Below are 26,984 nucleotides of genomic sequence, written 5' to 3'. Positions count from 1 at the left end.
CTTGACCAAAGCAAGCCTTTACTTTGGATTTTAATGATTAAGATTGTATGATTCAATAATGGCAGCTACTGCATCATCCATTTTTTTGTGGAAACCTACAACATTTTCCTTGTCAACAACGGCAAACTTACCATCAATCTCCACAATTTGTCCGATGACTTTCTTACCAACAAGAAGTTCAAAACCTTCGATAGTTGCTTTGTTGACAACTACTTTAGCATCATTAATTTGGATTTCAATTTTTTTATCTTTTTTACTCATAGATTTATACCCGATACTTGGCTCGAGCCATCCTTTCTTAATGTATCTTCTTAATTCTACCGAAAAAGAAAAAAGCTTGCAAGAGCAAGCCTTAAAATAATCGTTTATCTCTTAAGAATTAGTCAACTTTGAAAATCCATCCTTCTGGTGCTTCAACATCACCAAATTGGATACCTGTCAACTCATCATAAAGTTTACGTGTTACAGGACCTACTTCTGTTTCTGAATAGAAGACATGGAAGTCATCACCATGTTGTACCCCACCAATTGGTGAGATAACGGCAGCTGTACCACAGGCACCTGCTTCGACAAATTTATCCAATTCGGAAATCTTAACATCACCTTGGATAGCTTTCATGCCAAAGCGATTTTCAGCCAAGTAAAGCAATGAGAACTTAGTGATAGATGGCAAGATAGATGGGCTGAGTGGTGTAACGAATTCGTTATCAGCTGTGATACCAAAGAAGTTTGCAGAACCCACTTCTTCAATCTTAGTGTGAGTTGCTGGATCAAGGTAGATTACATCAGAGAAGTTACGGTCATGTGCAATCTTACCTGGCAACATACTTGCCGCGTAGTTACCACCAACTTTAGCAGCACCTGTACCATGTGGCGCAGCACGGTCATAATCATCTTGGATAAGGAAGTTTGTTGGAGCCAAACCACCTTTGAAGTAGTTACCTACTGGCATAGCAAAAATGGTAAAGATATACTCATCTGCTGGATGCACACCAATAATATCTCCAACCCCAATCAAAAGTGGACGGAGATAAAGTGTTGCACCTGTACCATATGGTGGAACGTATTCTTCATTTGCACGTACAACTTGTTTACATGCATCTACAAATTTGTCAACGGGAACTTGTGGCATCAAAAGACGATCCGCAGTACGTTGCAAACGTTTAGCATTTTCATCTGGACGGAACAATTGAATAGAGCCATCTTTAGTACGGTAAGCCTTGAGGCCTTCAAAAGCTTCTTGACCATAGTGAAGGGCTGGAGATGCTTCTGAAATATGCAAAGTCGCATCCTCAGTCAATTGCCCCTCGTCCCATTTACCGTCTTTGTAATATGAGATATAACGGAATGGAAGTTTACGGTAATTAAATCCTAGATTTTCCCAGTCTAAATCAACTGTCATGTGTATGTCCTCTTTTCTGTTACTATGTGCTTTCTAGTATAGTCCTTTTCATTGAAAATTTCAAGGTTATGTTGCAAAATTCTGACAATTCTTTTTAAAACACTTATTTTGCCCATCAAAGAAAAAAACTCTGCCCTCTAATAAGAGAACAAAGCTTTCTTATCTTTATCTTTCAATAATCTTGGCAGAAAAGACTTCTTTGTCTGCTAATCCTTCAATGAAACTACCGTTGCTAGTACGGTCTGAAAGATTTAGAAGGGACAAGTCAACCTCTGCCGTTTCGCCTGTTGTTGCTGTTACAAGCAAGGTCTGTGGAGTCTCTTCCACTGGTGTTGCTAGAAGATCTATTTCGCCACCAGCATTTTCCGTAAAGACTGGACCCGCAGTAAAGACACGATGTGGTTTAGTCTTAAGCTCACGAAGAACTTGGAGACCTCGACCAGCTCGCTTAGCCTGTGGAATATCTGCTGTAGCCACACGTTTGAGACTAGCTCTTTGTGTCAGAAGGTAGAAACTTTGAGTATTTGCTACAAAGACAGCCTGAACGGTATCATCATCCTTAAGATTGATTGCCTTAACACCTGCTGCCTTGGCACCAACTACTGGCACTTCGTCAGCATTAAAGCGAAGGGCATAACCCTTTTGAGTGATAATCATGATATCATCCAATTGAATCGGCGTAACCGTAACAATAAAATCACTATCATCCTTGAGTTTAGCGTATTTAACCGACTTAGACTTGTAGGTACGCCATGGCGTAAATTCCTTGCGTTCGAAACGTTTAATCTGACCAAGCTTAGTGGCTGCTAAGTAAGTACCAGCTTCAAAATCATCCAGGATTTCTGCGTAAAGCACTTCTTCATCCTTAGATAAATTGGTGATGGTTTGTGATAGATGTTCACCCAAATCCTTCCAACGAATGTCTGGTAACTCATGAATTGGGCGATAAATCACATTGGCCTGGTTAGTGAACATCAAGAGGTGTTGTGTCGTCTTGGCCTGCTGGACAAGAATCAAATCATCGTCATCACGTTTTCCAACTTCGTCAATCGTTGAAGCATTGAAGGAACGTGGGCTGGTACGTTTGACGTAGCCACCACGAGTGATGCTGACATAGGTTTCTTCTTCAACAATCAAACTTGCAGTATCAATTTCAATAGTCTTGGTTTCTGCTTGCAACTCTGAACGACGGTCATTACCAAATTTCTTCTTGATATCACGGAGTTCACGTTTCATGACATTAAACATGGTACGCTCGTCACCAATGATGGCAGCCAAGGTCGCGATTTGTTCGCGTAAATCGGCTTCCTCATTTTGGAGAGTGACGATATCCGTATTGGTCAAACGATAAAGTTGCAAGGTCACAATAGCTTCTGCTTGTTCTTCTGAAAAATCATAGCTGACCTTAAGATTTTCCTTAGCGTCAGCCTTATTTTCAGAAGCTCGGATAAGAGCGATAACCTCATCCAAAATAGAGATAACTCGGATTAATCCTTCGACAATATGAAGACGTTTTTCAGCTTTTTCCTTGTCGAATTTTGAACGAGCAACGATAATATCACGACGGTGGGCAATGTAGCTAGACAAAATCTTTTGCAAGCCCACTTGACGTGGGGTGAAATTATCAATAGCCACCATGTTGAAATTGTAGTTGACCTGAAGATCCGTATATTTCAAAAGGTAGTTAAGAATAGTTTGGCTGTCAGCATCCTTCTTAAGTTCAATAGCAATACGCAACCCTGTACGGTCAGACTCGTCACGAACTTCTGCAATGCCAGGAACCTTGTTATTGACACGAACATCATCGATTTTTTTAACAAGAACTGCCTTATTAACATCGTAAGGAATTTCAGTAACAATGATTTGCTCCTTACCACCTTTGAGTTGTTCAATTTCAGTACGTGAACGCACAACGACGCGGCCCTTACCAGTTTCGTAAGCCTTACGAATCTCATCTTTGCCCTGAATGATAGCCCCTGTTGGGAAATCAGGGCCAGGCAAGAATTCCATCAATTTATCCAGTTTAGCAGATGGGTGATCAATCATGTAGACAACAGCATCAATGACCTCTGCCAGATTATGTGGTGGAATGTCTGTGGCATAACCAGCAGAAATCCCTGTAGCCCCATTAACCAAGAGGTTTGGAAAGGCGGCGGGTAAAACGGTTGGTTCCTTCTCTGTATCATCAAAATTCCAAGCCCATGGGACTGTGTTTTTATCGATATCTTGAAGAAGGTAGCCCGCAATCTCTGACAAGCGTGCCTCTGTATAACGCATGGCCGCTGGTGGATCACCGTCCATAGAACCGTTGTTACCGTGCATCTCAACCAAGATTTCACGATTCTTCCAATCCTGAGACATACGGACCATGGCGTCATAAATAGAGATATCACCATGTGGGTGGAAATTACCCATGATGTTACCCACCGACTTGGCAGATTTACGATAGCCCTTGTCATGAGTATTGCCATCCTTATTCATGGAATAAAGAATACGACGTTGAACGGGTTTCAGACCGTCACGAATATCAGGAAGCGCACGCTCCTGAATAATGTATTTGGAGTAGCGCCCAAAACGCTCCCCCATGATGTCCTCAAGGGACATGTTTTGAATATTAGACATAAGATTTCTCTTTATTTTTTAGTTTAAGTAATGATTTGAAATAATATAAAAGACAAATAGTAGACCCCCTACTTCACTGCAACACCTCTAATTACAATGTTGTTCCTTGACTTTGTAACTGTAGAAGAATGGTTTTCACCTTCCTAGTTTCTATTTCACCAATCACAAATTGAACCACTGTGCTTATCGCAATTAAAATGAAAGATACACAAGATAGTGTCAATGAAGTAGAAAGTTCCCCAAAGAATAAAATAAGGTTTAAAATTGTTAGACCGGTCATTATGGAGCCATTGATCACGAGAACTAGAGCTAATGGCATACGGAATAGCTTATAATGATAGATACTTTTTAAAAGAGATGTGATACTACAAACAACACTTAGGGGAGAAAAAACATAGACATAGTAGAAAGCCAATAACAACCCCGTGTAGGTCCTCTGTGAGAAGGGATTATCTATCAAAGATAGAAGGAAGGTTATCACTACTAGTATAGGCAAGATCAAAAAGCGTGTTTTTAGTGGCCTCTTTTTATAAACTCTTAAATAAGCTATTGCCCCTGCACATACAGGAAACACCACTTGAGGATAGTAAAGTAAAAAACTTAATACCTTAGATAACATAGTTCTACCTCCATTGATTTCTAGTCAATGACACTGTAAATAGTTAATAAACTATGTAGAAAATAATTAACTTAATTTTTATAAACCCTAGTAGCTATTGATAGTAAGCGCTCTCCCTGACTCTATCTTATTACTTTCCCTTCTGGTCTGCAACCTAAAATACGCCACTTTCTTCCAAGGTAAATTTAACGTTATCTTCAATCCATTGACGGCGTGGTGCTGCCTTATCTCCCATAAGAACTGAGACGCGACGTTCGGCACGCGCTAGATCGTCAATCGTCACTCGGATAAGGGTTCTTGTTTCTGGATCCATGGTTGTTTCCCACAGTTGGTCAGCATTCATCTCACCAAGCCCCTTGTAACGTTGGAGAATAGCGCCACGACCAAATTTTTGACGAAGTTCTTCAAGTTCCCCATCCGTCCAAGCGTATTCGACAACTTCCTTCTTGCCTTTACCTTTGGACATCTTGTAAAGAGGAGGCAGAGCGATATAAACGTGTCCTGCTTCCACTAGTGGACGCATATAACGATAGAAGAAAGTAAGAAGCAAGGTCTGGATGTGAGCTCCATCGGTATCGGCATCGGTCATGATGATAATCTTGTCATAGTTAATATCATCAAGGTTAAAATCAGCTCCAACCCCTGCACCGATAGTATAAATCATGGTATTGATTTCTTCGTTTTTGAGAATGTCTGCCATTTTGGCTTTCTCAGTGTTGAGGACCTTCCCTCGAAGGGGAAGAATGGCCTGGAATTTACGATCGCGGCCTTGTTTGGCTGAACCGCCGGCAGAATCCCCTTCGACCAGATAAAGCTCATTTTTCTTAGCATTTTTAGACTGGGCTGGCGTCAATTTTCCTGACAAGAGTCCCTTGTCTTTTTTATTTTTCTTACCATTTCGGCTAGCATCACGAGCTTTTCTGGCAGCTTCACGGGCATCACGAGCCTTAATAGCCTTACGCACCAAGTTAGAAGCCAGATCCCCATTTTCCATAAGGAAGTAAGTCAAATGCTCTGAAACGATACTATCAACAATAGGTCGAGCTAAAGGAGATCCAAGTTTGTCCTTGGTTTGTCCTTCAAACTGAAGGTGTTCCTCAGGAACCAAGAGCGAGATAACTGCTGACAAGCCCTCACGATAATCTGACCCTTCGAGGTTCTTATCCTTTTCTTTAAGTAAGCCAGTCTTACGTGCATAATCGTTAAAGGCCTTGGTAATGGCGGATTTGAAGCCCGTCTCGTGGGTACCTCCGTCCTTAGTGCGGACATTATTGACAAAGGAAAGGATATTATCAGAGTAACCATCGTTGTACTGAAGGGCTAATTCTAGGTGAAATTCCTGCTGGTCTCCATCAATATAGATGACTGGTGTCAGCGTTTCCTTGTCCTCATTCAAGTAAGATACAAAGTCTTGAACCCCATTTTCATAGTGGAATTCTTCACGAACTTCTTCTTCGCCACGCAAGTCTGTCAATGTCATAGTGACATTCTTAAGAAGGAAGGCTGATTCTTTGAGACGTTCTGAAATGGTGTTAAATTTGAAGTCAGTCGTTGAAAAGATGCTCGCATCAGGCATAAAGGTAACTTTTGTACCTGTCTTAGACTTAGGCGCCTTACCAATCTTTTCAAGCCCTGTTGCAGGGTGACCACCATTTTCAAAACGTTGGCGATAAACACTACCGTCACGGGTAATTTCTACCTCAAGCCAGCTAGACAGCGCATTAACAACTGAAGAACCCACACCGTGAAGACCTCCAGAAGTTTTATAACCACCCTGTCCAAATTTACCACCCGCGTGGAGAACAGTGAAAATAACTTCAACTGTTGGTTTACCCATGGCATGCATACCTGTCGGCATCCCACGTCCAGAGTCAGAAACAGAAACGGAACCATCCTTATTTAGGGTGACAGCGATGACATCACCAAAACCAGAAAGGGCTTCATCGACCGCATTGTCGACAATCTCCCAAACTAGGTGGTGAAGCCCTGTTCCATCTGTTGAGCCAATGTACATTCCTGGGCGCTTGCGAACCGCATCCAACCCTTCTAGTACCTGAATGGCATCATCATTATAATTATTTACATTTATTTCTTTTTTAGCCAAGAGTGACCTCCAAAATTTTCATCCTTATTATTTTATAAGTTTTCAGAAGAATTTGCAAAAGAAATCAAGAAAGTCCAAAAGATATCTTAAGGCTGACTGACTTTGTCAATTACTAGGCTGTATGCTATAATTATCTCATGAAAATCTTATTGTTAATCCTAATCGCCTACTTGTTAGGTTCCATTCAGACCGGCCTCTGGATTGGGAAACTTTTCTTCCATACCAATCTTCGTGAGCATGGCTCTGGAAATACTGGAACAACCAATACCTTTCGTGTTCTAGGTAAGACTGCTGGTACCATCACATTTTTAGTTGATATGTTCAAGGGTACCTTGGCTGTTCTTCTACCTATCTGGCTTGGTGTCACAGAAGTTTCACCTCTTGTCATTGGTTTCTTTGCCATTATCGGACATGTTTTTCCAATCTTTGCTGGATTTAAAGGTGGGAAGGCTGTTGCGACAAGTGCAGGGGTGCTTCTTGGCTTTGCCCCACTCTACTGTGTATTCCTACTCTTGGTCTTTGTCCTAACACTCTATCTAACCAGCATGATTTCATTTTCAAGTGTCACTGCAGCAATTGTTGGACTTATTACGCTGGCTGTGTTTCCAGCCATCCATTTCTTACTAGATGGCTATGACCTTATTTTCACTGGGGTTCTTACCATCATGGCTTTGCTTATCATCTTCCGCCACACTGAAAATATGGGACGCATCCGCAGGCATCAAGAAAACTTGGTACCTTTTGGACTTAATTTAACCAAACAAAATCCAAAGAAATAAACAATCCAGACCTACTAACCACTAGATTTACTAGTGGTTTTCTTGTTTTTCTAATCAAGCAATGCTTTCTAAAACAATAAAAAATCCGAAGGCTACACCTCGGTTCTTTTTAGGCTTAAGCTTTGAAGCTAACACCATTTTCTTTCAATTTTTTAACTGTCGCAGGTCCGACACCCTTGAGGGCAAGAACTTCTTCTTCAGTCACAGTAGCAAAAGCCTCTACTGAAGTCAAACCTTCATTATAAAGAGTTTCTACAAGGTTTGAACGAAGGCCTTCAACTTCTGGAAGTTGGGCGAAAGCTTCAAGACTAAGGTCTTTGGCTGCTACTTCTTCCTTGGCAACTGTCTTAGTTTCAGCAACAGGTTGTGGTGCTACTGGTGGAACTGGTGGAACAGGCGCAACGGGTGGAACAGGGGCTTTAACATTATTGAAAAGTCCTTGTTTTTTCAAACGGTGTTTAAAAGCTTTCTTTTTATTTTTTACTTTAGCCATGTTTAGTTTTCTCCTATTTTGATAGACGATACCTTTCTATAAAGTAGTATCGCCATTTTCTTTTTCATCCTTTATTAATAGTGACGTTCCCCGAACAAGCCATCTGGCATATCATGGAAACCTTTGCCAGCACGATAGTTGGCAAACTTACCAATTAGGAAATTGTAAGCATCCAATTTAGCTTCATAGCGGTAACTTGCATCACGTGCACGTTCATCGCCGTCTTCTTCCCAGATTTTCTTGCTAGCGGCCAAGGCCGTTTCGTTTACTTTAACTTGGGTAACAACCCAGGCTTCGAAGTCTTTTAGAAATTCTTGTTCGTAGGTCATATTTTCCTCTTCATTTTAAAAACCAGCTTAACGCTGGCTTCATTTTCTACTAATAGTGTGTAGAGCTCATAGCCTTACAGTCTCCTATTATAACAAATAATTAGAAATTTGACTAGGTTCTAAACTCTGTATATAAGGCTTTAATGTCATTTGGACGTGTGCGGCAGCAACCACCTAAAATCTTAACTCCAAACTGTGCATGCCAATCTTTACTATGTTCAACTATGGTTAGAGCATCCTTATCCTTAGGTTTCCAAGTCTGCGTACTGCCATCATAAACCTCACCTGAGTTTGGGTAAGTAATGAGGGCTTTTCCAGCATTTTTAAGAATAGCAAGAGCCTGATCATAAAGAAGAGGCGAACTACAGTTGATTCCTAAAGCCAAGATTTGATCTGACTGGGAAACAAGCTTGGCAATCTCATCTAAAGAAGTCCCGTCACTGATAGTGCCTGGTTCTTGGACTGTAAAACTGAGATAAGCTTCTGATTCTGGAAATTCTTCAGCCAGGAGTTCAATCAGAGCTTGTGCTTCCAAACGATTTGGAATAGTTTCCAAAGCTAACAAGTCCACACCTTGATCTAGGAGAATTTGAATCCTAGGGCGATGAAAATCCTTAAGCTCCTCGATAGTAACTTGACCATAATCACCACTATACTCAGAACCATTAGACAAATAAGCTGCGTAAGGACCGACATCTCCAGAAATCAAAGGATATGGTCGTTTTGCTTTCTCAGTCTCATCCAAGGCTCCCCATACCTTATCACGTGCAACCTTTGCCAACTGAACTGTCAAGACAATAATCTGCTCCGCTTCTTTCTCAGTAAGACCAGCCTCCATCAAGCCTGGCAAGGTCGCCTGATAAGACGATGTGGTAATCAAGTCAGCCCCAGCGGCTACATAGGTTTCGTGGATTTTTTGAATAACTTCTGGCTTTTCAAGAAGGTACTTGGCTGACCAGAGTTTGCCAGAGATATCATAACCCAAGCTCTCCATCTCTGTTCCTAGTGCCCCATGAAGGATAAGAGGAGATTTATTCTCTAAATAGTCTTTAAATATTGCCATACAAGGCCTCCTTACCATTTTTTAAAGCGAAGGTAGTGATAAAGGTAACAGAAAATCATGAAAGGAATACCAAAGTAAAGTCCCGCACGTTGTGAACTATCCCAAGCAATCCCAAGCACAGAAATGGCCAAGAGAACGATTGTGATATAAGGTAGGATTGGGTTAAACGGTGTCTTGTAATCCAACTCATCATCAGAATGTTCTAAATTCCACTGTTTACGGAAGTTGATTTGTGCCAAAGGAATGGAGAGCCAGACAACAACAACTGCAAAACCAGCGATTGATACTAAAGCTAGATAAACCGTATCTGCAGCATAGATACTTGAAAAGAGCGATAAAACTGCTCCTGCCATGGAAATCAAAAGGGCTGTCATTGGAACTCCATGTTTATTAATTTTCACTAGCTTTTTATTGAGCATTCCCTCATTGGCCAAAGACCAAAGCATACGGCTTGAAGCGTAGAGTCCCGAATTCCCAGCAGAAAGAATAGCTGTCAGGATAACAAAGTTCATGATATCTGCCGCAAATGGAATCCCCATCTTGTCAAAAACATCAACGAAAGGTGCTGAAGATACCCCTGCTTCTTTCATGGGAAGAAGTGAAGCCAAGACCACAATGGTCAAGACAAAGAAGATAACCAAACGTCCAATAGTTGTTTTAATAGCACGTGGAACAGCTTCCTTAGGATTGTCTGTCTCACCAGCTGCGATACCGATTAACTCTGTTCCCGAAAAGGCGTAGTTAACCGCCAACATGACTGACACAATGGCAAGACCACCATTTGGAAAGAGACCATTAGCCGTCAGATGCTTGAACATAATAGCTTCATGATGACCATCAAAGCTGACCAAACCAAACATAGCCCCCAGACCTAGGATGATGAAAACCAGGATAGCAATGACTTTTATTGACGAGAAGAAAGATTCCGCTTCCGCAAAAGATCTTACGCTCAAAGCATTAATCCCAAAAATCACTAAGGCAAAGAAGGCTGCAAACATCCAAGCCGGAACTGAGGGAAACCAGCGTTGCATCAGCATGGCCGCACCTAGGAATTCTGTCCCCAAGGCAACCGTCCAACAAATCCAATAAAGCCAGGCTACAGTAAAACCTGTTCCAGGACTGATAAACTTTGTGGCATAGGTGTGAAAGGATCCCGTTACTGGCATAGCAACAGCTAGCTCACCTAATGAAAGCATGACTAAGTAAACAACGATAGCCCCCACAAGATAAGATAGTATCGCACCAAGAGGGCCTGCTTGTGCAATCGTATAGCCTGAGCTAAGAAAGAGACCGGTACCAATGACACCACCTAGCGAGAGCATAAAGAGGTGGCGTGAGGTCATCTTCCGTTGGAACTGACCTTCATTTTCATAATTATGGTTTTCCATAGATTCCTCCAATATATGTGATAAAACAAGCTTATCACAATATCATCCCCTTGGATAATAGGTGGAATCTATCAAAGAGATAGACAAAAACTATCGCAAGAAAAAAACTCGGATTTCTCCGAGCTCTTTTTATAATTCTGCTAAAATCGTATCCCATGCTTTATCATAACCGTCACGTGTGACAGATGAAAAGACGATGAAATGGTCATTTTTATCGAAATTGAGTTTTTTCTTAATAATTGATTCGTGCTTGTTCCATTTTCCGCGAGGAATCTTGTCAGCCTTAGTCGCTACAACGATGACCGGAATTTCATAATACTTGAGAAATTCATACATTTGGATATCGTCTTGAGTTGGTTCATGTCGGAGATCAACCAAGCTAACAACGACACGAAGATTATCTCGAGTCACGAGGTACTCCTCAATCATTTTGCCCCATTTGGCACGTTCTTTTTTAGACACACGGGCATAACCGTAACCTGGCACATCCACAAAACGAAGCTTATCGTCAATATTGTAGAAATTAAGCAACTGAGTTTTCCCTGGTTTCCCAGAAGTACGTGCTAGGTTTTTACGACCAAGAAGTGTATTGATAAAGCTTGACTTACCAACATTCGAGCGTCCTGCTAGGGCAACCTCAGGGAGGTCATCTTGGGGATAGTGGCTCTTATTCGCCGCACTGAGCAAAATCTCAGCATTGTGCGTATTTAGGACTTGTTCTTCAGCCATAGAACCTCCTTATGCTGTTTCCAAAACTGGAGCAGCTGTGCCGTCAACGGCTTCTTTGGTAATACGAACCTTAGTCACATCTTCCTGGCTAGGAATTTCAAACATGACATCCATCATGACTTCTTCAATGATAGAGCGAAGCCCACGCGCACCAGTCTTACGTTCAATCGCCTTACTTGCAATAGCTTCAAGAGCATCTTGGTCAAACTCAAGTTCAACCCCATCATAAGACAAAAGGGTTTGGTACTGTTTAACCAAGGCATTTCTAGGCTCTGTCAAGATACGAACCAAGTCGTCCACCGTTAACTGTTCCAGGGCAGCAAGGACTGGCAAACGTCCGATAAACTCAGGGATAAGACCGAATTTTTGAATATCTTCAGCCACAATTTCCTGCATGTATGATGAGTCATCATCAATAGCCTTATTATTTTGACCAAAACCAATGATTTTCTCACCAAGACGTTGCTTAACGATATCTTCGATACCATCAAAAGCACCACCCACGATAAAGAGAATATTCTTCGTATCAATTTGAATCATCTCTTGGTTAGGGTGTTTACGGCCACCTTGAGGTGGAACGCTAGCTACTGTTCCTTCGATAATCTTCAAGAGGGCTTGTTGAACCCCTTCACCAGAAACGTCACGAGTGATTGATACGTTTTCACCTTTTTTAGCAATCTTATCAATCTCGTCGACATAGATGATCCCACGTTCCGCACGTTCAATATTGAAGTCTGCCGCTTGAATCAGTTTGAGGAGGATATTTTCCACGTCCTCACCCACATAACCTGCCTCTGTCAATGATGTCGCATCCGCAATCGCGAAAGGAACATTCAAGCTACGAGCCAAGGTCTGAGCCAAGAAAGTCTTCCCTGAACCAGTTGGTCCAATCATGAGAATATTTGATTTTTGCAAATCCACATCATTGTCTTCACGACTTTCTGTGAAGTTGATACGTTTATAGTGGTTGTAAACAGCTACCGCCAAGGCACGTTTAGCACGGTCTTGCCCCACGACATAGTTGTTCAAAATATCCAAAAGTTCTTTTGGCTTTGGTGTTTCAGCCAAGTCAGCCAAAACTTCTTCTGCCATTTCCTCACGAATGATTTCTTGTGACAAGGCCACACATTCGTTACAGATAAAGACGCCATTCCCAGCGATAATTTTCTTTACTTCTTCTTGGTTTTTGCCACAAAATGAACAATAAACCATTTCTTCATTACGATTTCCAGCCATTTATTCCTCACTCTTTTCTAAAATAGGGTGCCATAGAAGGCGTGAATAGTATTGACAAGGTTGGTAAAAGCATTTAAAAAGAGAAAAACTGCTAACCCATAACGTTTCTTGCGAAAGGCAGGAATGGCAGAGAGCACACAAAGTACTCCCAATAATGCAGTAAATAACCCAAAAACACTACGTTGCATGAACCTAGTCTCCTTCTTTTTCATAGCGACTTATGCTAAAGTCGTAGGCATTTTTATCATCCTTGGCCACACGTTCGTGTGATACCACTTTAAATGCCGTCATATCTAGTTGTGGAAAATACGTATCTCCCTCTAAATCAGCCTCAATAGTTGTCTTGATGAATGCATCATAATGCCCATCAAAAGCCTTGTAGACACCAGCACCACCAGCAATATAGAGATCCTTATCTTGCTGTTCAAACCAAGCTAGGGCTTCCTCAACACTCGTAACGGTCGTTACACCCTCACAGTCGAAGTCCTTGTCTCGTGTCAAAATCAAGGTTTCACGTCCTGGTAGACAACGACGGTTCATGCCATCAAAGGTCACACGCCCCATGAGAATTGCTGAGCCCATGGTCGTTTTCTTGAAATGTGCCAGTTCAGCAGGCAAATGCCAAGGCATGGTGTGATTCTTCCCAATAACATGGTTATGAGCTTCCGCCCAAATAGCAATGAGTTGTTTAGACACAGTATTTCCTTTTCTTTTTAAGTTTACAATCCATTCTAACAAAAAAAGAGAAAAAGAGCTTGGAAAAACTTTGCCAGCTCTTTAAGGGCTTAAACCATAAGCATTTATTAAATTGCTAAGTCAAATTTGAGTTGAGGCTTAACAGGATCATAGTCAACCAATTCAAAATCTTCCGGTTTGATATCGAAGAAATTCGTTCCATCAGGAACGTTGAGGACCAAACGTGGTTGGCAATCAGCTGGCTGACGTTTGAGAAGTTCCTCAGCTTGCTCAAATTGATTGTCATAGATATGGAGGTTATTGATGAAATAAAAGAATTTACCAACTTTCCAACCAAAGTGCTTGGCAATCATCATCTGAAGAGCCACATACTGCATGGCATTAATATGATGAGCCACCAACATATCGTTAGAACGTTGCGTCAAAGTGGCGTCCAAATAAATGTCCTCGCCCACACGGCGAACGTCAAACATAGTTTGGAAGGCACAAGGCTGAAGTCCTGCTGTCGCCTCGAAGGCCTCGTAATCCCAAAGGGAAATGACATTGCGACGGTTCCACGGATTAGCCTCCAACTGTGCCAGCAAACGGTTAATGATATCGTGCTTCTTAACAATCGCTCCATAACGCTGACCAATCGAACGCTTGTCCCCATTATTGGCAGGCACGCCTTCAACTTCCCAGTCATTCCAATAGTGGACATTGTATTTGTCTTCAAGGACATCTAGGCTGTTTGTCTGGTCTTGATAAATCCAAAACACTTCTTTGATGGCAGATTTGATAGCGATAGGACGAAGAGTGGTAATTGGAAACTCTCCCTTGCTCAAGTCATATTCTGCAAAAGCTCCAGTGATGTATTTGGAGTTGGCTGTGGTGCCATCCTTGTATTTAGGACGTGCTTGCTCCGACCAAACGCCTTCTTCCATGATTTTAGTGATATTTTCTTTAAAAATAGTGTCTGCTTTTGTCATGATTTTCCTCTTTATTCTATTGAAAACAAAGTATTTTTTGAGACTTCCCTTAAGTGATTACGGACGTCTGCGAACTTCTTCGAAGTTCCAAGACTAATTTTTGAGCCTATGGTCTCAAAAATTCCGAGTGTCTGTAAACAAAACACTTTATTTACAGACACTTATCTCACAGCGGAAAGTCTCACTTAACGCTCGCAATGATTTCAATATATAACAACAATTTTACTTTTCTAACATAGCTAAAAAACAAGTAGATTACCACTTCAATTTTACCTTATTCTGGTGTAAATGAGAAATATAAGCTATGGAATAGCAAAAGTAAGTCGTTTAAAATCCCCTAGTTCCTACCAAAAAATGAGATATAACTAACTATCAAAGTTTTTTCAAGGCGAAAGCGCTCTTTTATGGTAAAATCACTATAGATTAGTATCTTCTGGATACTCTACAATGAAGAAAAAAGGAAACATCATATGTCTATTGGAATTGATAAGATTGGTTTTGCGACCAGTCAATATGTTCTAAACATGGCTGATCTCGCTCTTGCCCGTGGGGCGGAGCCTGAAAAATTCAGCAAGGGGCTGATGCTTGATGCAACCAGTATTACGCCGATTACAGAAGATATCGTGACGCTTGCCTCTGATGCGGCGGCTGATATTTTAAATGACGACGACAAAAATGCTATCGATATGGTCATCGTAGCTACTGAGTCTTCCATTGACCAGTCTAAGGCTGCTGCTGTCTATGTCCACAGTCTTTTAGGTATTCAGCCTTTTGCTCGTTCTTTTGAAATGAAGGAAGCTTGTTACGCTGCAACTGCTGGACTTAACTATGCTAAGTTGCATGTGGCAACTCACCCAGATAGCAAAGTTCTGGTTATCGCTAGTGATATTGCCCGCTATGGTGTCGGATCTTCTGGGGAGTCAACTCAAGGAGCTGGTGCTGTAGCTATGCTAGTCAGTCAGAATCCACGTATTTTGGAACTTGCTGATGATAATGTGGCACAAACTCGTGATGTCATGGACTTCTGGCGTCCAAACTACAGTTCAACGCCTTATGTTCAAGGCATCTATTCAACCAAACAGTACCTTGACAGTTTGAAGACAACTTGGGTAGCTTATCAAGAACGCCATCAGGCTAACTTTGCTGATTTTGCTGCTTTTTGTCTCCATCTTCCTTATCCTAAGCTAGCTCTTAAGGGACTTAATAAGATTATTCCAAAAGATTTGAATCCAGAGAACAAAGAGCGTCTGACAAATAACTTCGATGCTTCAATTACCTATAGTCGTCAAATTGGGAATATCTATACAGGGTCACTCTATCTTGGACTTCTTTCTTTGCTTGAACAGTCGCAAGACCTTAAAGCCGGAGATAAGATTGGCTTCTTCTCTTACGGTTCTGGAGCTGTCTCTGAAATTTTCTCAGGACGTCTGGTTGAAGGTTACAAAGACCTGCTTCGTTCGGACCGCCTAGATACCTTTGCCAAACGTCAACAATTAAGCGTTGCTGATTATGAAAAACTTTTCTATGAGGAGGCGCAGTTGGATGACACTGGTTCTACTCAATTCGCTGATTACCAAACCGGAGCTTTCCGTTTAGCTGAAATCTCTGAACACCAACGTATCTATAAAGGACATTAATATGACTAAACTCTCTTGGACTGGTTTTTCCAAGAAGACACCGCAAGAACGTAAAGAGCATTTGAAAACGAATGCTCTTTTGTCTCAGGAAAATCAAGATCTTCTGGATAAGGACCAACAACTCACCCTTGAAACAGCCAATCAGATGGCTGAAAATGTCATTGGTCGATTCACACTCCCCTTTGCCATTTGCCCAGATGTATTGGTAGATGGTGTGACCTATCAGGTTCCCATGGTTACCGAAGAACCTTCAGTTGTGGCTGCTGCTTCCTACGCTAGCAAACTCATTAAGCGTTCTGGTGGTTTCACGACTACAATCCATGACCGTCAAATGATTGGCCAAGTTGCCCTCTTTGACCTTCCTGATAAGGCTGCTGCCTCAAGCAAAATTCAAGCAGCCAGTCAGGACCTTATAGAGATTGCCAAAGAGGCTCACCCTTCTATTGTTAAGCGTGGGGGTGGCCCTCGCAAGCTCTGGACTGAGACTAAAGGAGACTTCCTCATTGTCTATCTAGCCGTTGATACCCAAGAAGCCATGGGAGCCAATATGGTCAACACCATGATGGAAGCCCTGGTGCCAGAATTAGAAAACCTGTCAGAAGGTCAAAGCCTCATGGCTATTCTCTCAAATCTAGCCACTGAAAGTCTTGTGACAGCGACTTGTCGTCTTAGCACACGCTTCCTCAGTCGTAATAAGGAAGAGGCACATGACCTGGCTAAGAAAATGGAGATGGCCAGCCAACTGGCTCAGGTGGACCCCTACCGAGCAGCTACCCATAACAAGGGAATTTTCAATGGTATCGATGCCCTAGTTATCGCGACCGGAAACGATTGGCGAGCAGTTGAGGCCGGTAGCCATGCCTATGCAAGCAAGGATGGTAGCTACCGAGGTCTGTCCACATGGACTTATAATCAGGAATCTAAGGAACTAGTTGGAGAATTATCCCTCCCCATGCCAATCGCAACCCGTGGCGGTTCTATCGGACTTAACCCTAGTGCTTCTATCGCCCATGATTTGCTTAATCATCCAGATGCCAAAACCCTAGCCAGTATCATCGTCTCTCTTGGTTTGGCACAAAATTTGGCTGCTCTGAAAGCTCTGACTTCAACAGGAATACAAGCAGGACATATGAAACTCCAAGCCAAATCCCTGGCTTTGTTAGCTGGGGCCAGTCCTGAAGAAATGCCTCAAGTTTTGGCTGAACTTCTCAAGGCCAAACATATGAACCAAGAAACTGCACAAGCAATTTTGGAGAAACTCAGAACCCCATAAAAAGAGAATATGAAGCAATAAAATATCACTCTGCCTTATCACATAAAAAATAAAGATGTTGGAAATTTTATCTCAACATCTTTTTCATATCTCACAAGTTCTGACTTGACTTGAATTTCTATAATGTTATAATCTAGTTATGAAAACTAGATAAAGAGGTTTTTATAATTTGACAACACAACAATACCCTCTCTGGGAAGAATTACCAGAGATTGAACTCTATTTGGATCAGGTTTTGCTCTATGTCAACCAGGTCACCCAAAGTACTTTGGGACCAAACGACAAGGGGCTAACCGCCTCTATGGTCAATAATTATGTCAAACATGGCCATGTCGCAAAACCCATCAAGAAAAAATATAATGCTGCTCAGGTAGCTAGACTTATTGTCATCACTAGTCTGAAGACCGTCTTTGAGATTTCTGAGATTGCCAAAACCTTAGAAATCCTACGAACAGATGCTGAAAGCCAAAAGAGCTACTACAATGACTTTGTAGCCTGTATGAATGGTCAGTTTCCTCAAGAAGCTCCGCAAGTCATACTCTCAGCCTGTCAGACGCTTCAATGCTACCGAGCTACACATCAACTTTTGAACGACCTTGAAGGAGAAAACAATGTCTAATACTGCTACTTTTAATACTTCTCCCAACCTCAAACTCAGTAAAAAACTTAGCTTTGGTGAGGAAGTGGCTAACAGCGTGACTCACGCCGTCGGAGCTATGGCCATGCTGGTCTTATTGCCAATTACTGCTGTTCATGCCAACAACGGCTATGGTATGACTGCTGCTGTCGGGATGTCTGTTTTCGTTATCAGCCTATTCCTCATGTTTTTGAGCTCAGCCATCTACCATGCTATGGATTACAACTCACCCCACAAGATGGTTCTAAGAATTATTGACCACAGCATGATTTATATCGCCATTGCTGGAAGCTACACCCCTGTTGCCCTCTCATTGGTTGGCGGTTGGCTAGGCTATAGCATCATCATCCTTCAATGGGGAACAACAATTTTTGGTATTCTCTATAAAATTTTTGCTAAAAAAATCAATGAAAAGTTCTCCCTCTTCCTCTATCTGATGATGGGATGGTTGGTTATCTTTATCATTCCAGCTATCGTCACTAAGACAGGACCAGCCTTTTGGGGGCTCATGCTTGCTGGAGGATTGTCATACACGGTTGGAGCAGCTTTTTACGCTAAGAAAAAACCATACTTCCACATGATTTGGCACCTCTTCATCATGCTGGCTTCAGCACTCCAATATCTGGGTATCGTCTACTTCATGCTTCCTTAAGCTAATACTAGACTTCTAGGTGTTATGGTATAGTCAAAACCACCCGTGAGAACGGGTGGCTTGCTCTTCGGCTGAAAGCCTCTGCTACCGGCCGAGGCCTAAAGGCCTACCGAATGGTTTCCCTTCAGCACCACCTTTGCTAGCTGACCCGTCTAGCGGGTCTCTTTAAGATTACTTTCTTTTATTCTTCTCACCTGTAAACGGATCATACTCCTCAAAAAGACTGAGCTGATCTGCTATCACGTCTTCTTGTAATTGATTACGAATATATTCTTCAATTCGCTTCTGATTTCGCCCAACCGTATCAACATAAAAACCTCGACACCAAAATTTGCGATTCCCATATTTATACTTTAAATTAGCGTGTCGGTCGAATATCATTAAGCTACTTTTACCCTTTAAATATCCCATAAATGAAGAAATACTTAGTTTCGGTGGTATACTCACTAACATGTGAATATGATCTGGGCAAGCTTCTGCTTCATGAATTTCAACGCCTTTTCTTTCACATAATAACCGTAAGATTTGACCAATACTTGCTTTGTATTTCCCATAGATTATCTGACGTCTATATTTTGGGGCGAAAACAATATGGTACTTACAATTCCATGTAGTATGTGCTAAACTATTATTATCCTGTCTCATCAGGGGTCCTCCTTTTGTATATTAGTTAGTGGTCGGGAAACCTTATCTAATATAACACTTTAGGGGGACTTTTTTGATACATCGCTAAAAGCTTTTCGGAACCACTAGCACAGCTAGTGGTTTTCGTAAGACAATAAGGCATACGGAGGTAAATCATATGAAAAAAGAACTCAGACGAGATCCAAACAACAAAATCATTGCCGGTGTTTGTTCTGGTATCGCTAAATATCTTGACATCGACCCTGTCATTATTCGCCTTATTTGGGCTGCAGCGATCTTCTTATTTGGAACAGGTTTTCTTTTCTACATCATTTGCTGGATTATTATCCCAGAAGAAAGCAAGTGGTAAGCTATAATTGAATATACAAAAAGTGATACAGATCTAAATTCTTACCATTTAGGTCTATATCACTTTCTTTTTTTATTTTCTCAAGCGGAAAATGAAATAGCTGACGTTAACTAGGAGTAAAACACTCCAAAGAATAAGGAAAGGAATATTTCCTCGGACAGCATTGTGCCAAATACCCAGGGCATATAAGGCCATAAATACTAGTGATCCTAGAACTGCTGTTCCTTTATTGTTTTGTGGTTGTTTAGACATATGAACCTCCTTTGTTTGCTTTTTCTGAACTGGTTTAAAGCCATAAACCATGGCGAGAAAAAGTCTGGCTTGGCGTTTGACATCATTGGCCAAAGATCTATGAGACTGGGCATAGATACCATTTGGATTGTAAAAAGACTTGTCAAAATGCTCAGGCTCTTTCTGACCCCACTTCTTCCTAAGTTTGTTGGGGGATCGAAAACCCTTGGTCATCCGATTACGAAAGGCAGGATCATGTGGTTGAACCGGCTCCACATCCAGTTGCCAGTGGCGCTTGAAATTACCATAGTTGAAACTAGCACCATTTACCACACCACTCTCAGTTACCTTCTCGGCATCGACCTCATTGAGAAAATTTCCCTGACTATCTAGAATAAACTCTACGCGATTATAGAGGAGAATCTTGAGATTAATACTAGGAATCCCATCTGGATAAATCCCCTTGCCATCACAGAAAGAAATCTTTTGGTGCAGACGCCCCTGATCAAACATGGTGAAAGGTTTCCATCTCAGATAGACAGCTAAAGCTTCTTTGTCTGTCATCCCCTTTTTTTTATAATGCGTCCTCACATACTGGGCCTGTTGACTAGAAATCAGGTAACGTAACTGATGGATTTGTCGCTCTACAAGGCCTTCCTGAGACAAGCTATCACCAGGAAAAGCCAAATCTACCAACCTGGCAACATCCTTCCAGAAAGCATCATGAGGCGCTAAGTCAGGGGCAAAATAGGATAATAAACGCTGAGTTTCCTCTATCTCCCCAGATAGATCCTCTGGCATCTCTATATAAGCCAGCAATAACTTCAGCACTTGCAGTGGCTGGTAGTCCCTTCGCCAGTCCTCCCACAAGTTTCGAAAGGCTTTTGAACCAATGAGCATCACATCCCTCCTCAATAACATACGTAAATTTAATCAGTCGTCTCTTTGATGAACTCCTCTATCTTCTCGGCCACCTCTTTGGTCTGATAGTGATAAAGATAATGCGGAGAATCATAAAAAGTCACTTCAATATTTTTCTGGTCCTTTGCAAAGCTAGTCGCATAATGCCGCCAGTCCTCCTGGCTAAAACTCGTGCCTTCTCCATTAGAAACCAAAAGTAAGGTGGGGATTTGTGAATTTATCTTAGCATCAACCTTTTTAGCATTTTCCTTAACAGACAGGCTCTCATTTAACATAGCCTTTGACAAAATTTGACGATAGGCTATCCGTTGATAGAGGCGGTGGTCACTACTACTGAGATTGGCATTAGGCACATATAAGCGACCCGGTAAATACCTTAATAAGCCTAATTGACTTCCCCAACGAGCCATACGTAAAATCTGGGGATGTATTGTTAAATGTGCATAACTTTCTGGTAGGGCCCAATCTAAACCAATGATAGCTTTCACTTCACTAGGGTATTTTTCCTGCCACAGAAGTGTCTCTAAGGAGGCCATCGAATGGGAGAGGATAATATAAGGACCTGATACATGGGCCTTGGCTAGGGCTTGACGTGTCTCTGAAAGAACCTCAGAAACATCTCGGGACTTAGACGTGTCCTCGCTGTAACCATAGCCACCCCTTTCAACAACGACTATCTTATACTGCTTCGAAAGCCCATCATACAAGTCTTTAAAATCTAGAATGGGAGAGGCTGTTCCAGCACCAGAAAGAAAAACTAGAGTTTGTGGCCCCTCCCCCTTTACAAAGACGCTCATGTCATGGCCATTGACAGACACCATTTGTCCCATAGGGTTGAGGGAAGCCTTCTCTCTTTGCAAGGCTAATCTGTGATAAGTAAAGCTAGACAGTAACAAGAGCAGGACTGCTCCCAGCAGAAATAAAAGTCTTTTCCTAAAAACGTGCATGGTTTATCCTACTAAAAAGTCAGCTAGCTTAGCTAACCGACTTTCTGAATTATTCGGCATCTGGGCGTGATTTGCGAGCAATATCAGCAAGGATATTTTCTACAAATTCTGACACAGCTTCAGTGTGTGTTTGTTTTTGTCCATAGCGACGAACGTTAACAGTTCCGTCTTCCATTTCCTTATCACCAACAATCAATTGGTAAGGGATTTTTTGTGTTTGAGACGCACGAATCTTGTATTGCATTTTCTCGTTACGTTCATCCACTTCAACACGGATACCACGGTCACGAAGTTGTTTAGCAACTTCCCAAGCGTAATCTGTGTGGGCTTCATTTGAAACTGGGATAACAGTTACTTGTTGAGGTGCCAACCAAGTTGGGAAGGCTCCTTTATAGTTTTCAATAAGGATAGCTGTAAAGCGTTCCATTGTTGAGATAACCCCACGGTGAATCATAACTGGACGGTGTTCTTCCCCATCAGCTCCGATGTATTTAAGGTCAAAGCGTTCTGGAAGCAAGAAGTCCAATTGGATAGTAGAAAGTGTTTCTTCATTACCAAGGGCAGTCTTCACTTGGATATCAAGTTTTGGACCGTAGAAGGCAGCTTCACCTTCTGCTTCAAAGTAGTCGAGTTCCATGTCATCCATGGCTGATTTCAACATGCTTTGAGCATTTTCCCACATTTCGTCATTGTCAAAGTATTTGTGAGTATCTTTAGGGTCGCGGTATGACAAACGGAAACGATAGTCAGTCAAGTTGAAATCTTCGTAAACGTCGATAATCAATTGAAGCGTACGTTGGAACTCATCTTTGATTTGTTCTGGTGTTACGAAAGTATGACCGTCATTAAGTGACATTTCACGCACACGTTGAAGTCCTGTAAGGGCACCAGATTTTTCATAACGGTGCATCATACCGATTTCAGCGATACGGATAGGCAATTCGCGGTAAGAGTGCACATGGTGTTTGTAAACTTCGATGTGGTGAGGACAGTTCATTGGACGAAGGACAAAGGCTTCACCATCTCCCATATCCATTGTTGGGAACATATCTTCACGGTAGTGATCCCAGTGACCTGAAGTTTTGTATAGCTCAACTGAGGCAATTGGTGGAGTGTAGACGTGTTGGTAGCCTGCTGCTACTTCCTTGTCCACGATGTAGCGTTCCAAGACACGACGGATTGTCGCACCGTTTGGCAACCAGAATGGAAGACCTTGACCAACTTCTTGAGAAATCATGAACAAATCAAGTTCTTTACCAAGTTTACGGTGGTCACGTTCTTTAGCTTCTTCAAGACGTTTAAGGTAAGCCTTGAGATCTTTTTTATCGAACCAAGCTGTACCGTAGATACGTTGCATCATAGCATTATCGCTATTTCCACGCCAGTAAGCACCTGCAACATTCAAAAGATGGAAGACTTGGATACGACCAGTTGATGGTACGTGTGGGCCACGGCAAAGGTCAACGTACTCACCTTGACGGTAGATAGTCAAACCACCTTCGTCTTCTGAGTGCTCTTCAATCAATTCCAATTTATATGGGTCATTTTTGAAGATTTCACGCGCTTCGTCTTTAGTCACTTCTTCACGGATTGATGGGAAGTTTTCTTTAACGATTTTCTTCATTTCTTCTTCGATACGAGGAAGGTCTTCGTTAGAAATTTGACCAGCTTCATTATCAGTGTCGTAGTAGAAACCATCTTCAATCGCTGGACCGACACCCAAGTGGATATCAGGGAAGAGACGACGAGCAGCTTGGGCAAACAAGTGAGCCGCTGAGTGACGCAAGATTGGAAGAGCATCTTCATGATCAGGTGTCACGATTTCGATGCTTCCGTCTTCAGTGATGGCACGTGTAGTGTCAATCAATTTACCGTTGAATTTACCAGCAAGAGCTTTTTTAGCCAAAGAATTGCTGATAGATTGTGCAATGTCAAAAGTTGTAACGCCAGATTCGAATTCACGAACAGCGCCATCTGGGAAAGTAATGTTAATCATAATTAAGATGTAGAGCTCTAAAGGTCGAGCCCTTTCGTCCTTTCTATATTAATTATTTTTGTTGTAATAATTTGTTTCTAGGATGCTTTGCAATTCTGTCTTATGCCAACCTGCACCAATCATCATCTTGTTGATATTAAAGTCTAGCTCCCTATCATCAGTTAGAACGAAACGAAGTTTGTAACCAATGAACAAACGTTTCTTAAACTGATAGGACCTAATCATCTCTTCAGGAAGTGTAGCGATAATCTTTCCTAATTTTCCTAAAGGAGTAATCGAGATAATGAAAACCTCTTTTTCTGTAAAAACAATAAGAAAATAAGCATTGGCTGTTCCACCAAGTCTTTGGGTAGCATAGATAGCATGCATAGTCTCAGCAAGACTAGCATCTACACCGTGGTCAATCAAGTAGGCCTTGATAGCTTCATATTTGAACCCCATAAAATTCTCCCTCACCTAAAAAGATAGTGTCACCTCGTTCTAAACAATCCTTTTAGTAATCAAAGAGAAAATATATAGTCACAAAGTAAAGCTTTTCTATCTAAACTAGACATTCTAAAAATTGTAAAGCATACCAAACAATATAAAAAGCGACATCCTAAAAAGGACGTCGCAACGTGGTTCCACCTTAGTTCATGTACGACAAAAAACGAGTCTGTCCTACACCTCTGATTGGCTCTAACGTGGCCACCGTTTTATGTTTGCATAAAAAGTTAATCGAGTAGTCCCAATCATGTCCTCTGCGTGATTTCCAGCACCACACGCTCTCTGAAAGATTTCCCATGACTGATATGTCTCTATGCGTTATTATAGCATGAAACTGTAATTTTTCAAGCTAATTATCTCTTTTATTAATCAATTCTAAGATTTTATCTGACTAGGAAAATCTGGTAGCTTTCCTAATCCAAAAGTTTCGTGATATTTCTGATTTTCTTGACCTGTTTGGCTGATCCTTTAAGGATACGAACAGAGCCATTAACAGGCAAGGTAATAGCCTTAGTCGGCAAATAAGTTACCATACGCGTCAAGCGTTTCATGGTACTATCTTCACCATTCAAATCATTGTGGAAATCCTTAGAAATCGTAAGGTCCAAGTAATACTCATAGACACGTTTTCCAAAGTTTTCCGCAGAAATTTCATAAAGCTTGTCAGCCCACTTAGTTTCGTCTTTTTCTGGTGTTGCAATGGCTGCTTCCAAAATGGCCCCAGCTAAATCATTATCATGATAATAAAGCGTTCCAAACATCTGGTCTGTAATCACATTATCCAAATAAGGATTTCCGTGAGCAATGATTGGGGTACCACTAGCCAAGGCTTCCAGATAGGTCAAGCCTTGAGTCTCACTGGTTGAAGCCGAAATGAAGAAATCAGCAGACTTATAATAAAGAGCTGTCTCACTAGGCGCAATCATACCAGTGAAAACCACCTTGTCCTGAATACCTAGTTTTTTGGCTTGAGACTTAAGATCTGGTAGGTAAGGACCGTCACCAGCCACAACCAAACGCACCTTGTCGTCTTCCTCCAAAACAGAAGGGAGAGCAGCCAGCACAGCCTGGATGTTTTTCTCATAGGACACACGAGAGAGGCTCAACAACATGGTCTCATCAGAGGCGATACCAAGCTTGGATCTCAAGTCTGCCACATCATCTTCAGTAATCTCTGGACGTTGGAATTTTTCAAGTTCAATTCCAGTTGGAATGACACGTTTTTCAGCTGCAACCTTGTACTTGAGCAAAAGGTCATAAACAATCTCACTCGGACAGATGACTCCATCCAAATCGCTCATAAAGCCACGAACAATGTACTTAACCATACTTGGACGGATAACCATACCTTTGGCAATATAGCGGACATAGTCTTCATACTGAGTATGGTAGGTATGCACAACAGGAATCCTAAGTTCGCGTGCAATGGCAATCCCTAGCAGACCTAATGAAAACTCTGTCTGCGTATGAATAATATCAAGCTTATATTGTTTAGCAATCTCTAGTGCCTTGGAAAAGCCACGATAAGCTACACGGCGATCCTTAAAAGCAAAGAAAGGCACACTCGGAATACGGACAATCTGCCAGTCTTCATAGCGGCCAACATCTCTATCAGTCGTGGTAAAGATAAAGACTGTATGTCCCATTTTTTCCAACTGCGTCTTCAGCGTGCGAATACTAGTCGCAACACCTGATACCTGTGGAAAATAGGTATCTGTAAACAATCCGATACGCATTTAAATCTCCAATACTTCTTTGTAGGCTTCAACAAGCTTTTGGGCGACATCATCAATCGAGCGACTTTCTGCAACCTTATAGCCTTCTTCACGTTTGTCCACTTTACCATCGATAATATCTTGCAAGGCTACTACAAATTCGTCCACGTTGTGCCCAAATGAGGCCGATTTGTCATCAACCCAGCCTTCATAAACAGGAATATCACGCAAAACTACATGCTGGTGACTGGCAAAGGCTTCTAGCACCACAATCCCTTCAGTTTCCTCGTAAGATGGGAAAAAGAAAGCATTAGCACCACTCATGGCTCCCTGGAAGACGGCTCCCTTGAAATAACCTGGGAAGCTGACATTATCAGGATGCTTACCATTGACAATGTCTCGAATCTTCTTAGGAATCAACCATTTGCTGATACTACCTAACCAAATAAAACGAACATGAGGCATCTTTTCGGCAACCTTGACGAAATCTTCAATTCCCTTGCGTTGGAAATAAAGACCCGCACAAATCACCACTGGCTGTCCTTCCTTGATACCAAAGTAGTCTCGGAAAACTTCTTCCTTACGTGGATCCTTACCGTATTTTTTCAAATCAATCCCATTTGAAACAGCAATGATTGGTGTCGTAACTCCGTAAGACTGAATCAATTTTTTGGAATACTCAGATGGCGTAATCACGTAATCGGCCTTTTGATACATGTGGGCCAAGTATTTCCCAAAAAGTGGAGCCAAAAGGTTAGAACCGATGAATGAATTCTCAAAGTCCTCACGTGTCGAATGGCCATGCATGATGACCTTCTTGCCACGGCGTTTTGCAGCGTGCAACAACATCAAACTGCGTGGCCCATAAGTATTAATATGAACGACATCATAATCACCCAAGATGTCCGTTGTATAGGGAATCCCCGCCAAGTCCAAGGCATGCATCTGATGGTGGAGAGCCCGTCCGATTCCTGATTTTTCAAGAACCGATTTTCCTTCAAGATAAAGTAGAACTTTCATACTCTTCATTATAGCTTAATTTAGTAGAAATTTCATCTTGCAGTTGG

The 26,984-nt window shown here is 41.8% G+C and carries 26 protein-coding genes and 1 pseudogene; 6 read left to right on the top strand and 21 right to left on the bottom strand.

Annotation, left to right across the window (positions count from 1 at the left end; translation table 11 throughout):
* Nucleotides 1-30: 30 nt before the first annotated feature.
* From ACT170_RS01085 to parE, 5 genes and pseudogenes are all read right to left on the bottom strand, one after another.
* Nucleotides 31-261, bottom strand: a complete 231-nt coding sequence (locus ACT170_RS01085) for a DUF2969 domain-containing protein (protein WP_002886057.1) — start codon at nt 259-261, stop codon at nt 31-33.
* A 118-nt stretch (nt 262-379) separates the two neighbouring features.
* Nucleotides 380-1,411: pseudogene (locus ACT170_RS01080) on the bottom strand (branched-chain amino acid aminotransferase); the annotation flags it as partial.
* Between the two features lie 156 nt (nt 1,412-1,567).
* On the bottom strand, nt 1,568-4,024 hold the full coding sequence (gene parC / locus ACT170_RS01075) for a DNA topoisomerase IV subunit A (protein ID WP_444817929.1): 2,457 nt from the start codon (nt 4,022-4,024) through the stop codon (nt 1,568-1,570).
* Nucleotides 4,025-4,115: 91 nt separating this feature from the next.
* On the bottom strand, nt 4,116-4,643 hold the full coding sequence (locus tag ACT170_RS01070) for a hypothetical protein (RefSeq protein ID WP_444817928.1): 528 nt from the start codon (nt 4,641-4,643) through the stop codon (nt 4,116-4,118).
* A 154-nt stretch (nt 4,644-4,797) separates the two neighbouring features.
* Entirely contained in the window at nt 4,798-6,747 is a 1,950-nt protein-coding gene (parE, locus tag ACT170_RS01065; protein WP_444817927.1) for a DNA topoisomerase IV subunit B, read from the bottom strand.
* A 137-nt stretch (nt 6,748-6,884) separates the two neighbouring features.
* Between parE and plsY the strand changes: the two genes are divergently transcribed.
* Complete coding sequence (gene plsY / locus ACT170_RS01060; RefSeq protein ID WP_145516351.1) at nt 6,885-7,526, top strand: glycerol-3-phosphate 1-O-acyltransferase PlsY; 642 nt, start codon at nt 6,885-6,887, stop codon at nt 7,524-7,526.
* A 115-nt stretch (nt 7,527-7,641) separates the two neighbouring features.
* On the opposite strand, the gene ACT170_RS01055 is transcribed toward plsY, so the two are convergent.
* The 9 genes from ACT170_RS01055 to ACT170_RS01015 form a co-directional block, all read right to left on the bottom strand.
* A complete protein-coding gene (locus ACT170_RS01055; protein WP_060971327.1) occupies nt 7,642-8,019 on the bottom strand; it encodes a helix-hairpin-helix domain-containing protein in 378 nt (125 codons plus the stop codon).
* A 74-nt stretch (nt 8,020-8,093) separates the two neighbouring features.
* The gene (locus ACT170_RS01050; protein ID WP_002886199.1) at nt 8,094-8,348 is read right to left on the bottom strand and encodes a DUF1912 family protein; all 255 of its coding nucleotides are present in this window, start codon (nt 8,346-8,348) and stop codon (nt 8,094-8,096) included.
* Between the two features lie 112 nt (nt 8,349-8,460).
* A complete protein-coding gene (mmuM, locus tag ACT170_RS01045; protein ID WP_444817926.1) occupies nt 8,461-9,411 on the bottom strand; it encodes a homocysteine S-methyltransferase in 951 nt (316 codons plus the stop codon).
* 11 nt (nt 9,412-9,422) lie between these two features.
* Nucleotides 9,423-10,799, bottom strand: a complete 1,377-nt coding sequence (locus ACT170_RS01040) for an amino acid permease (RefSeq protein ID WP_139724061.1) — start codon at nt 10,797-10,799, stop codon at nt 9,423-9,425.
* 129 nt (nt 10,800-10,928) lie between these two features.
* The gene (gene yihA / locus ACT170_RS01035) at nt 10,929-11,528 is read right to left on the bottom strand and encodes a ribosome biogenesis GTP-binding protein YihA/YsxC (protein ID WP_444817925.1); all 600 of its coding nucleotides are present in this window, start codon (nt 11,526-11,528) and stop codon (nt 10,929-10,931) included.
* 9 nt (nt 11,529-11,537) lie between these two features.
* Nucleotides 11,538-12,764, bottom strand: a complete 1,227-nt coding sequence (gene clpX / locus ACT170_RS01030) for an ATP-dependent Clp protease ATP-binding subunit ClpX (RefSeq protein ID WP_002890340.1) — start codon at nt 12,762-12,764, stop codon at nt 11,538-11,540.
* Nucleotides 12,765-12,781: 17 nt separating this feature from the next.
* Complete coding sequence (locus ACT170_RS01025) at nt 12,782-12,952, bottom strand: hypothetical protein (protein ID WP_002886174.1); 171 nt, start codon at nt 12,950-12,952, stop codon at nt 12,782-12,784.
* 4 nt (nt 12,953-12,956) lie between these two features.
* A complete protein-coding gene (locus ACT170_RS01020; RefSeq protein WP_013990945.1) occupies nt 12,957-13,460 on the bottom strand; it encodes a dihydrofolate reductase in 504 nt (167 codons plus the stop codon).
* Nucleotides 13,461-13,567: 107 nt separating this feature from the next.
* Complete coding sequence (locus ACT170_RS01015) at nt 13,568-14,428, bottom strand: thymidylate synthase (RefSeq protein WP_070476514.1); 861 nt, start codon at nt 14,426-14,428, stop codon at nt 13,568-13,570.
* Between the two features lie 470 nt (nt 14,429-14,898).
* On the opposite strand from ACT170_RS01015, the gene ACT170_RS01010 reads away from it, so the two are divergent.
* From ACT170_RS01010 to trhA, 4 genes are all read left to right on the top strand, one after another.
* A complete protein-coding gene (locus tag ACT170_RS01010; RefSeq protein WP_038675548.1) occupies nt 14,899-16,065 on the top strand; it encodes a hydroxymethylglutaryl-CoA synthase in 1,167 nt (388 codons plus the stop codon).
* Nucleotide 16,066: 1 nt separating this feature from the next.
* A complete protein-coding gene (locus tag ACT170_RS01005) occupies nt 16,067-17,338 on the top strand; it encodes a hydroxymethylglutaryl-CoA reductase, degradative (protein ID WP_410532737.1) in 1,272 nt (423 codons plus the stop codon).
* 169 nt (nt 17,339-17,507) lie between these two features.
* Nucleotides 17,508-17,957: a DUF1836 domain-containing protein gene (locus tag ACT170_RS01000; protein WP_139724069.1), complete on the top strand. Its 450-nt coding sequence runs from the start codon at nt 17,508-17,510 to the stop codon at nt 17,955-17,957.
* Nucleotides 17,950-18,627, top strand: a complete 678-nt coding sequence (trhA, locus tag ACT170_RS00995) for a PAQR family membrane homeostasis protein TrhA (RefSeq protein WP_183136252.1) — start codon at nt 17,950-17,952, stop codon at nt 18,625-18,627. The genes ACT170_RS01000 and trhA overlap by 8 nt, the downstream gene beginning before the upstream one ends.
* Before the next feature lie 171 nt (nt 18,628-18,798).
* On the opposite strand, the gene tnpA is transcribed toward trhA, so the two are convergent.
* Nucleotides 18,799-19,272, bottom strand: a complete 474-nt coding sequence (tnpA, locus tag ACT170_RS00990; RefSeq protein ID WP_002891962.1) for an IS200/IS605 family transposase — start codon at nt 19,270-19,272, stop codon at nt 18,799-18,801.
* 157 nt (nt 19,273-19,429) lie between these two features.
* On the opposite strand from tnpA, the gene ACT170_RS00985 reads away from it, so the two are divergent.
* A complete protein-coding gene (locus ACT170_RS00985; RefSeq protein ID WP_002886147.1) occupies nt 19,430-19,621 on the top strand; it encodes a PspC domain-containing protein in 192 nt (63 codons plus the stop codon).
* 72 nt (nt 19,622-19,693) lie between these two features.
* On the opposite strand, the gene ACT170_RS00980 is transcribed toward ACT170_RS00985, so the two are convergent.
* From ACT170_RS00980 to ACT170_RS00955, 6 genes are all read right to left on the bottom strand, one after another.
* Nucleotides 19,694-20,752 (bottom strand): DUF3114 domain-containing protein, encoded by a 1,059-nt coding sequence (locus tag ACT170_RS00980; RefSeq protein ID WP_444817924.1) that lies wholly within the window; start codon nt 20,750-20,752, stop codon nt 19,694-19,696.
* A gap of 29 nt (nt 20,753-20,781) precedes the next feature.
* On the bottom strand, nt 20,782-21,720 hold the full coding sequence (locus ACT170_RS00975; protein WP_444817923.1) for an alpha/beta fold hydrolase: 939 nt from the start codon (nt 21,718-21,720) through the stop codon (nt 20,782-20,784).
* A 49-nt stretch (nt 21,721-21,769) separates the two neighbouring features.
* The gene (thrS, locus tag ACT170_RS00970; protein ID WP_002886069.1) at nt 21,770-23,716 is read right to left on the bottom strand and encodes a threonine--tRNA ligase; all 1,947 of its coding nucleotides are present in this window, start codon (nt 23,714-23,716) and stop codon (nt 21,770-21,772) included.
* Between the two features lie 48 nt (nt 23,717-23,764).
* Entirely contained in the window at nt 23,765-24,157 is a 393-nt protein-coding gene (locus ACT170_RS00965) for a hypothetical protein (RefSeq protein WP_021144519.1), read from the bottom strand.
* A gap of 458 nt (nt 24,158-24,615) precedes the next feature.
* Entirely contained in the window at nt 24,616-25,938 is a 1,323-nt protein-coding gene (locus ACT170_RS00960; RefSeq protein WP_021144520.1) for a glycosyltransferase family 4 protein, read from the bottom strand.
* Nucleotides 25,939-26,937: a glycosyltransferase family 4 protein gene (locus ACT170_RS00955; RefSeq protein ID WP_021144521.1), complete on the bottom strand. Its 999-nt coding sequence runs from the start codon at nt 26,935-26,937 to the stop codon at nt 25,939-25,941. It abuts the gene before it with no gap.
* Nucleotides 26,938-26,984 lie beyond the last annotated feature (47 nt).

Origin of the sequence: Streptococcus sp. cx1 (assembly GCF_052384325.1) — a bacterium.
Taxonomy (GTDB): Bacteria; Bacillota; Bacilli; order Lactobacillales; family Streptococcaceae; genus Streptococcus; species Streptococcus salivarius_G.
The sequence above is the reverse complement of the archived record's forward strand: the minus strand, read 5'-3'. Positions and strand labels throughout refer to the sequence as shown.

Bases quoted from the DNA above. Each gene is read 5' to 3' on its own strand.
- ACT170_RS01085 (WP_002886057.1), bottom strand. From the start codon at position 261: ATGAGTAAAAAAGATAAAAAAATTGAAATCCAAATTAATGATGCTAAA.
- ACT170_RS00960 (WP_021144520.1), bottom strand. From the start codon at position 25,938: ATGCGTATCGGATTGTTTACAGATACCTATTTTCCACAGGTATCAGGT.
- mmuM (WP_444817926.1), bottom strand. From the start codon at position 9,411: ATGGCAATATTTAAAGACTATTTAGAGAATAAATCTCCTCTTATCCTT.
- ACT170_RS01015 (WP_070476514.1), bottom strand. From the start codon at position 14,428: ATGACAAAAGCAGACACTATTTTTAAAGAAAATATCACTAAAATCATG.
- ACT170_RS01050 (WP_002886199.1), bottom strand. From the start codon at position 8,348: ATGACCTACGAACAAGAATTTCTAAAAGACTTCGAAGCCTGGGTTGTT.
- plsY (WP_145516351.1), top strand. From the start codon at position 6,885: ATGAAAATCTTATTGTTAATCCTAATCGCCTACTTGTTAGGTTCCATT.
- ACT170_RS00980 (WP_444817924.1), bottom strand. From the start codon at position 20,752: ATGCTCATTGGTTCAAAAGCCTTTCGAAACTTGTGGGAGGACTGGCGA.
- ACT170_RS01055 (WP_060971327.1), bottom strand. From the start codon at position 8,019: ATGGCTAAAGTAAAAAATAAAAAGAAAGCTTTTAAACACCGTTTGAAA.
- ACT170_RS01010 (WP_038675548.1), top strand. From the start codon at position 14,899: ATGTCTATTGGAATTGATAAGATTGGTTTTGCGACCAGTCAATATGTT.
- ACT170_RS01070 (WP_444817928.1), bottom strand. From the start codon at position 4,643: ATGTTATCTAAGGTATTAAGTTTTTTACTTTACTATCCTCAAGTGGTG.
- thrS (WP_002886069.1), bottom strand. From the start codon at position 23,716: ATGATTAACATTACTTTCCCAGATGGCGCTGTTCGTGAATTCGAATCT.
- clpX (WP_002890340.1), bottom strand. From the start codon at position 12,764: ATGGCTGGAAATCGTAATGAAGAAATGGTTTATTGTTCATTTTGTGGC.
- ACT170_RS01040 (WP_139724061.1), bottom strand. From the start codon at position 10,799: ATGGAAAACCATAATTATGAAAATGAAGGTCAGTTCCAACGGAAGATG.
- ACT170_RS00955 (WP_021144521.1), bottom strand. From the start codon at position 26,937: ATGAAAGTTCTACTTTATCTTGAAGGAAAATCGGTTCTTGAAAAATCA.
- ACT170_RS00975 (WP_444817923.1), bottom strand. From the start codon at position 21,720: ATGCACGTTTTTAGGAAAAGACTTTTATTTCTGCTGGGAGCAGTCCTG.
- ACT170_RS01005 (WP_410532737.1), top strand. From the start codon at position 16,067: ATGACTAAACTCTCTTGGACTGGTTTTTCCAAGAAGACACCGCAAGAA.
- ACT170_RS01025 (WP_002886174.1), bottom strand. From the start codon at position 12,952: ATGCAACGTAGTGTTTTTGGGTTATTTACTGCATTATTGGGAGTACTT.
- yihA (WP_444817925.1), bottom strand. From the start codon at position 11,528: ATGGCTGAAGAACAAGTCCTAAATACGCACAATGCTGAGATTTTGCTC.
- tnpA (WP_002891962.1), bottom strand. From the start codon at position 19,272: ATGAGACAGGATAATAATAGTTTAGCACATACTACATGGAATTGTAAG.
- parC (WP_444817929.1), bottom strand. From the start codon at position 4,024: ATGTCTAATATTCAAAACATGTCCCTTGAGGACATCATGGGGGAGCGT.
- ACT170_RS00965 (WP_021144519.1), bottom strand. From the start codon at position 24,157: ATGGGGTTCAAATATGAAGCTATCAAGGCCTACTTGATTGACCACGGT.
- ACT170_RS00985 (WP_002886147.1), top strand. From the start codon at position 19,430: ATGAAAAAAGAACTCAGACGAGATCCAAACAACAAAATCATTGCCGGT.
- trhA (WP_183136252.1), top strand. From the start codon at position 17,950: ATGTCTAATACTGCTACTTTTAATACTTCTCCCAACCTCAAACTCAGT.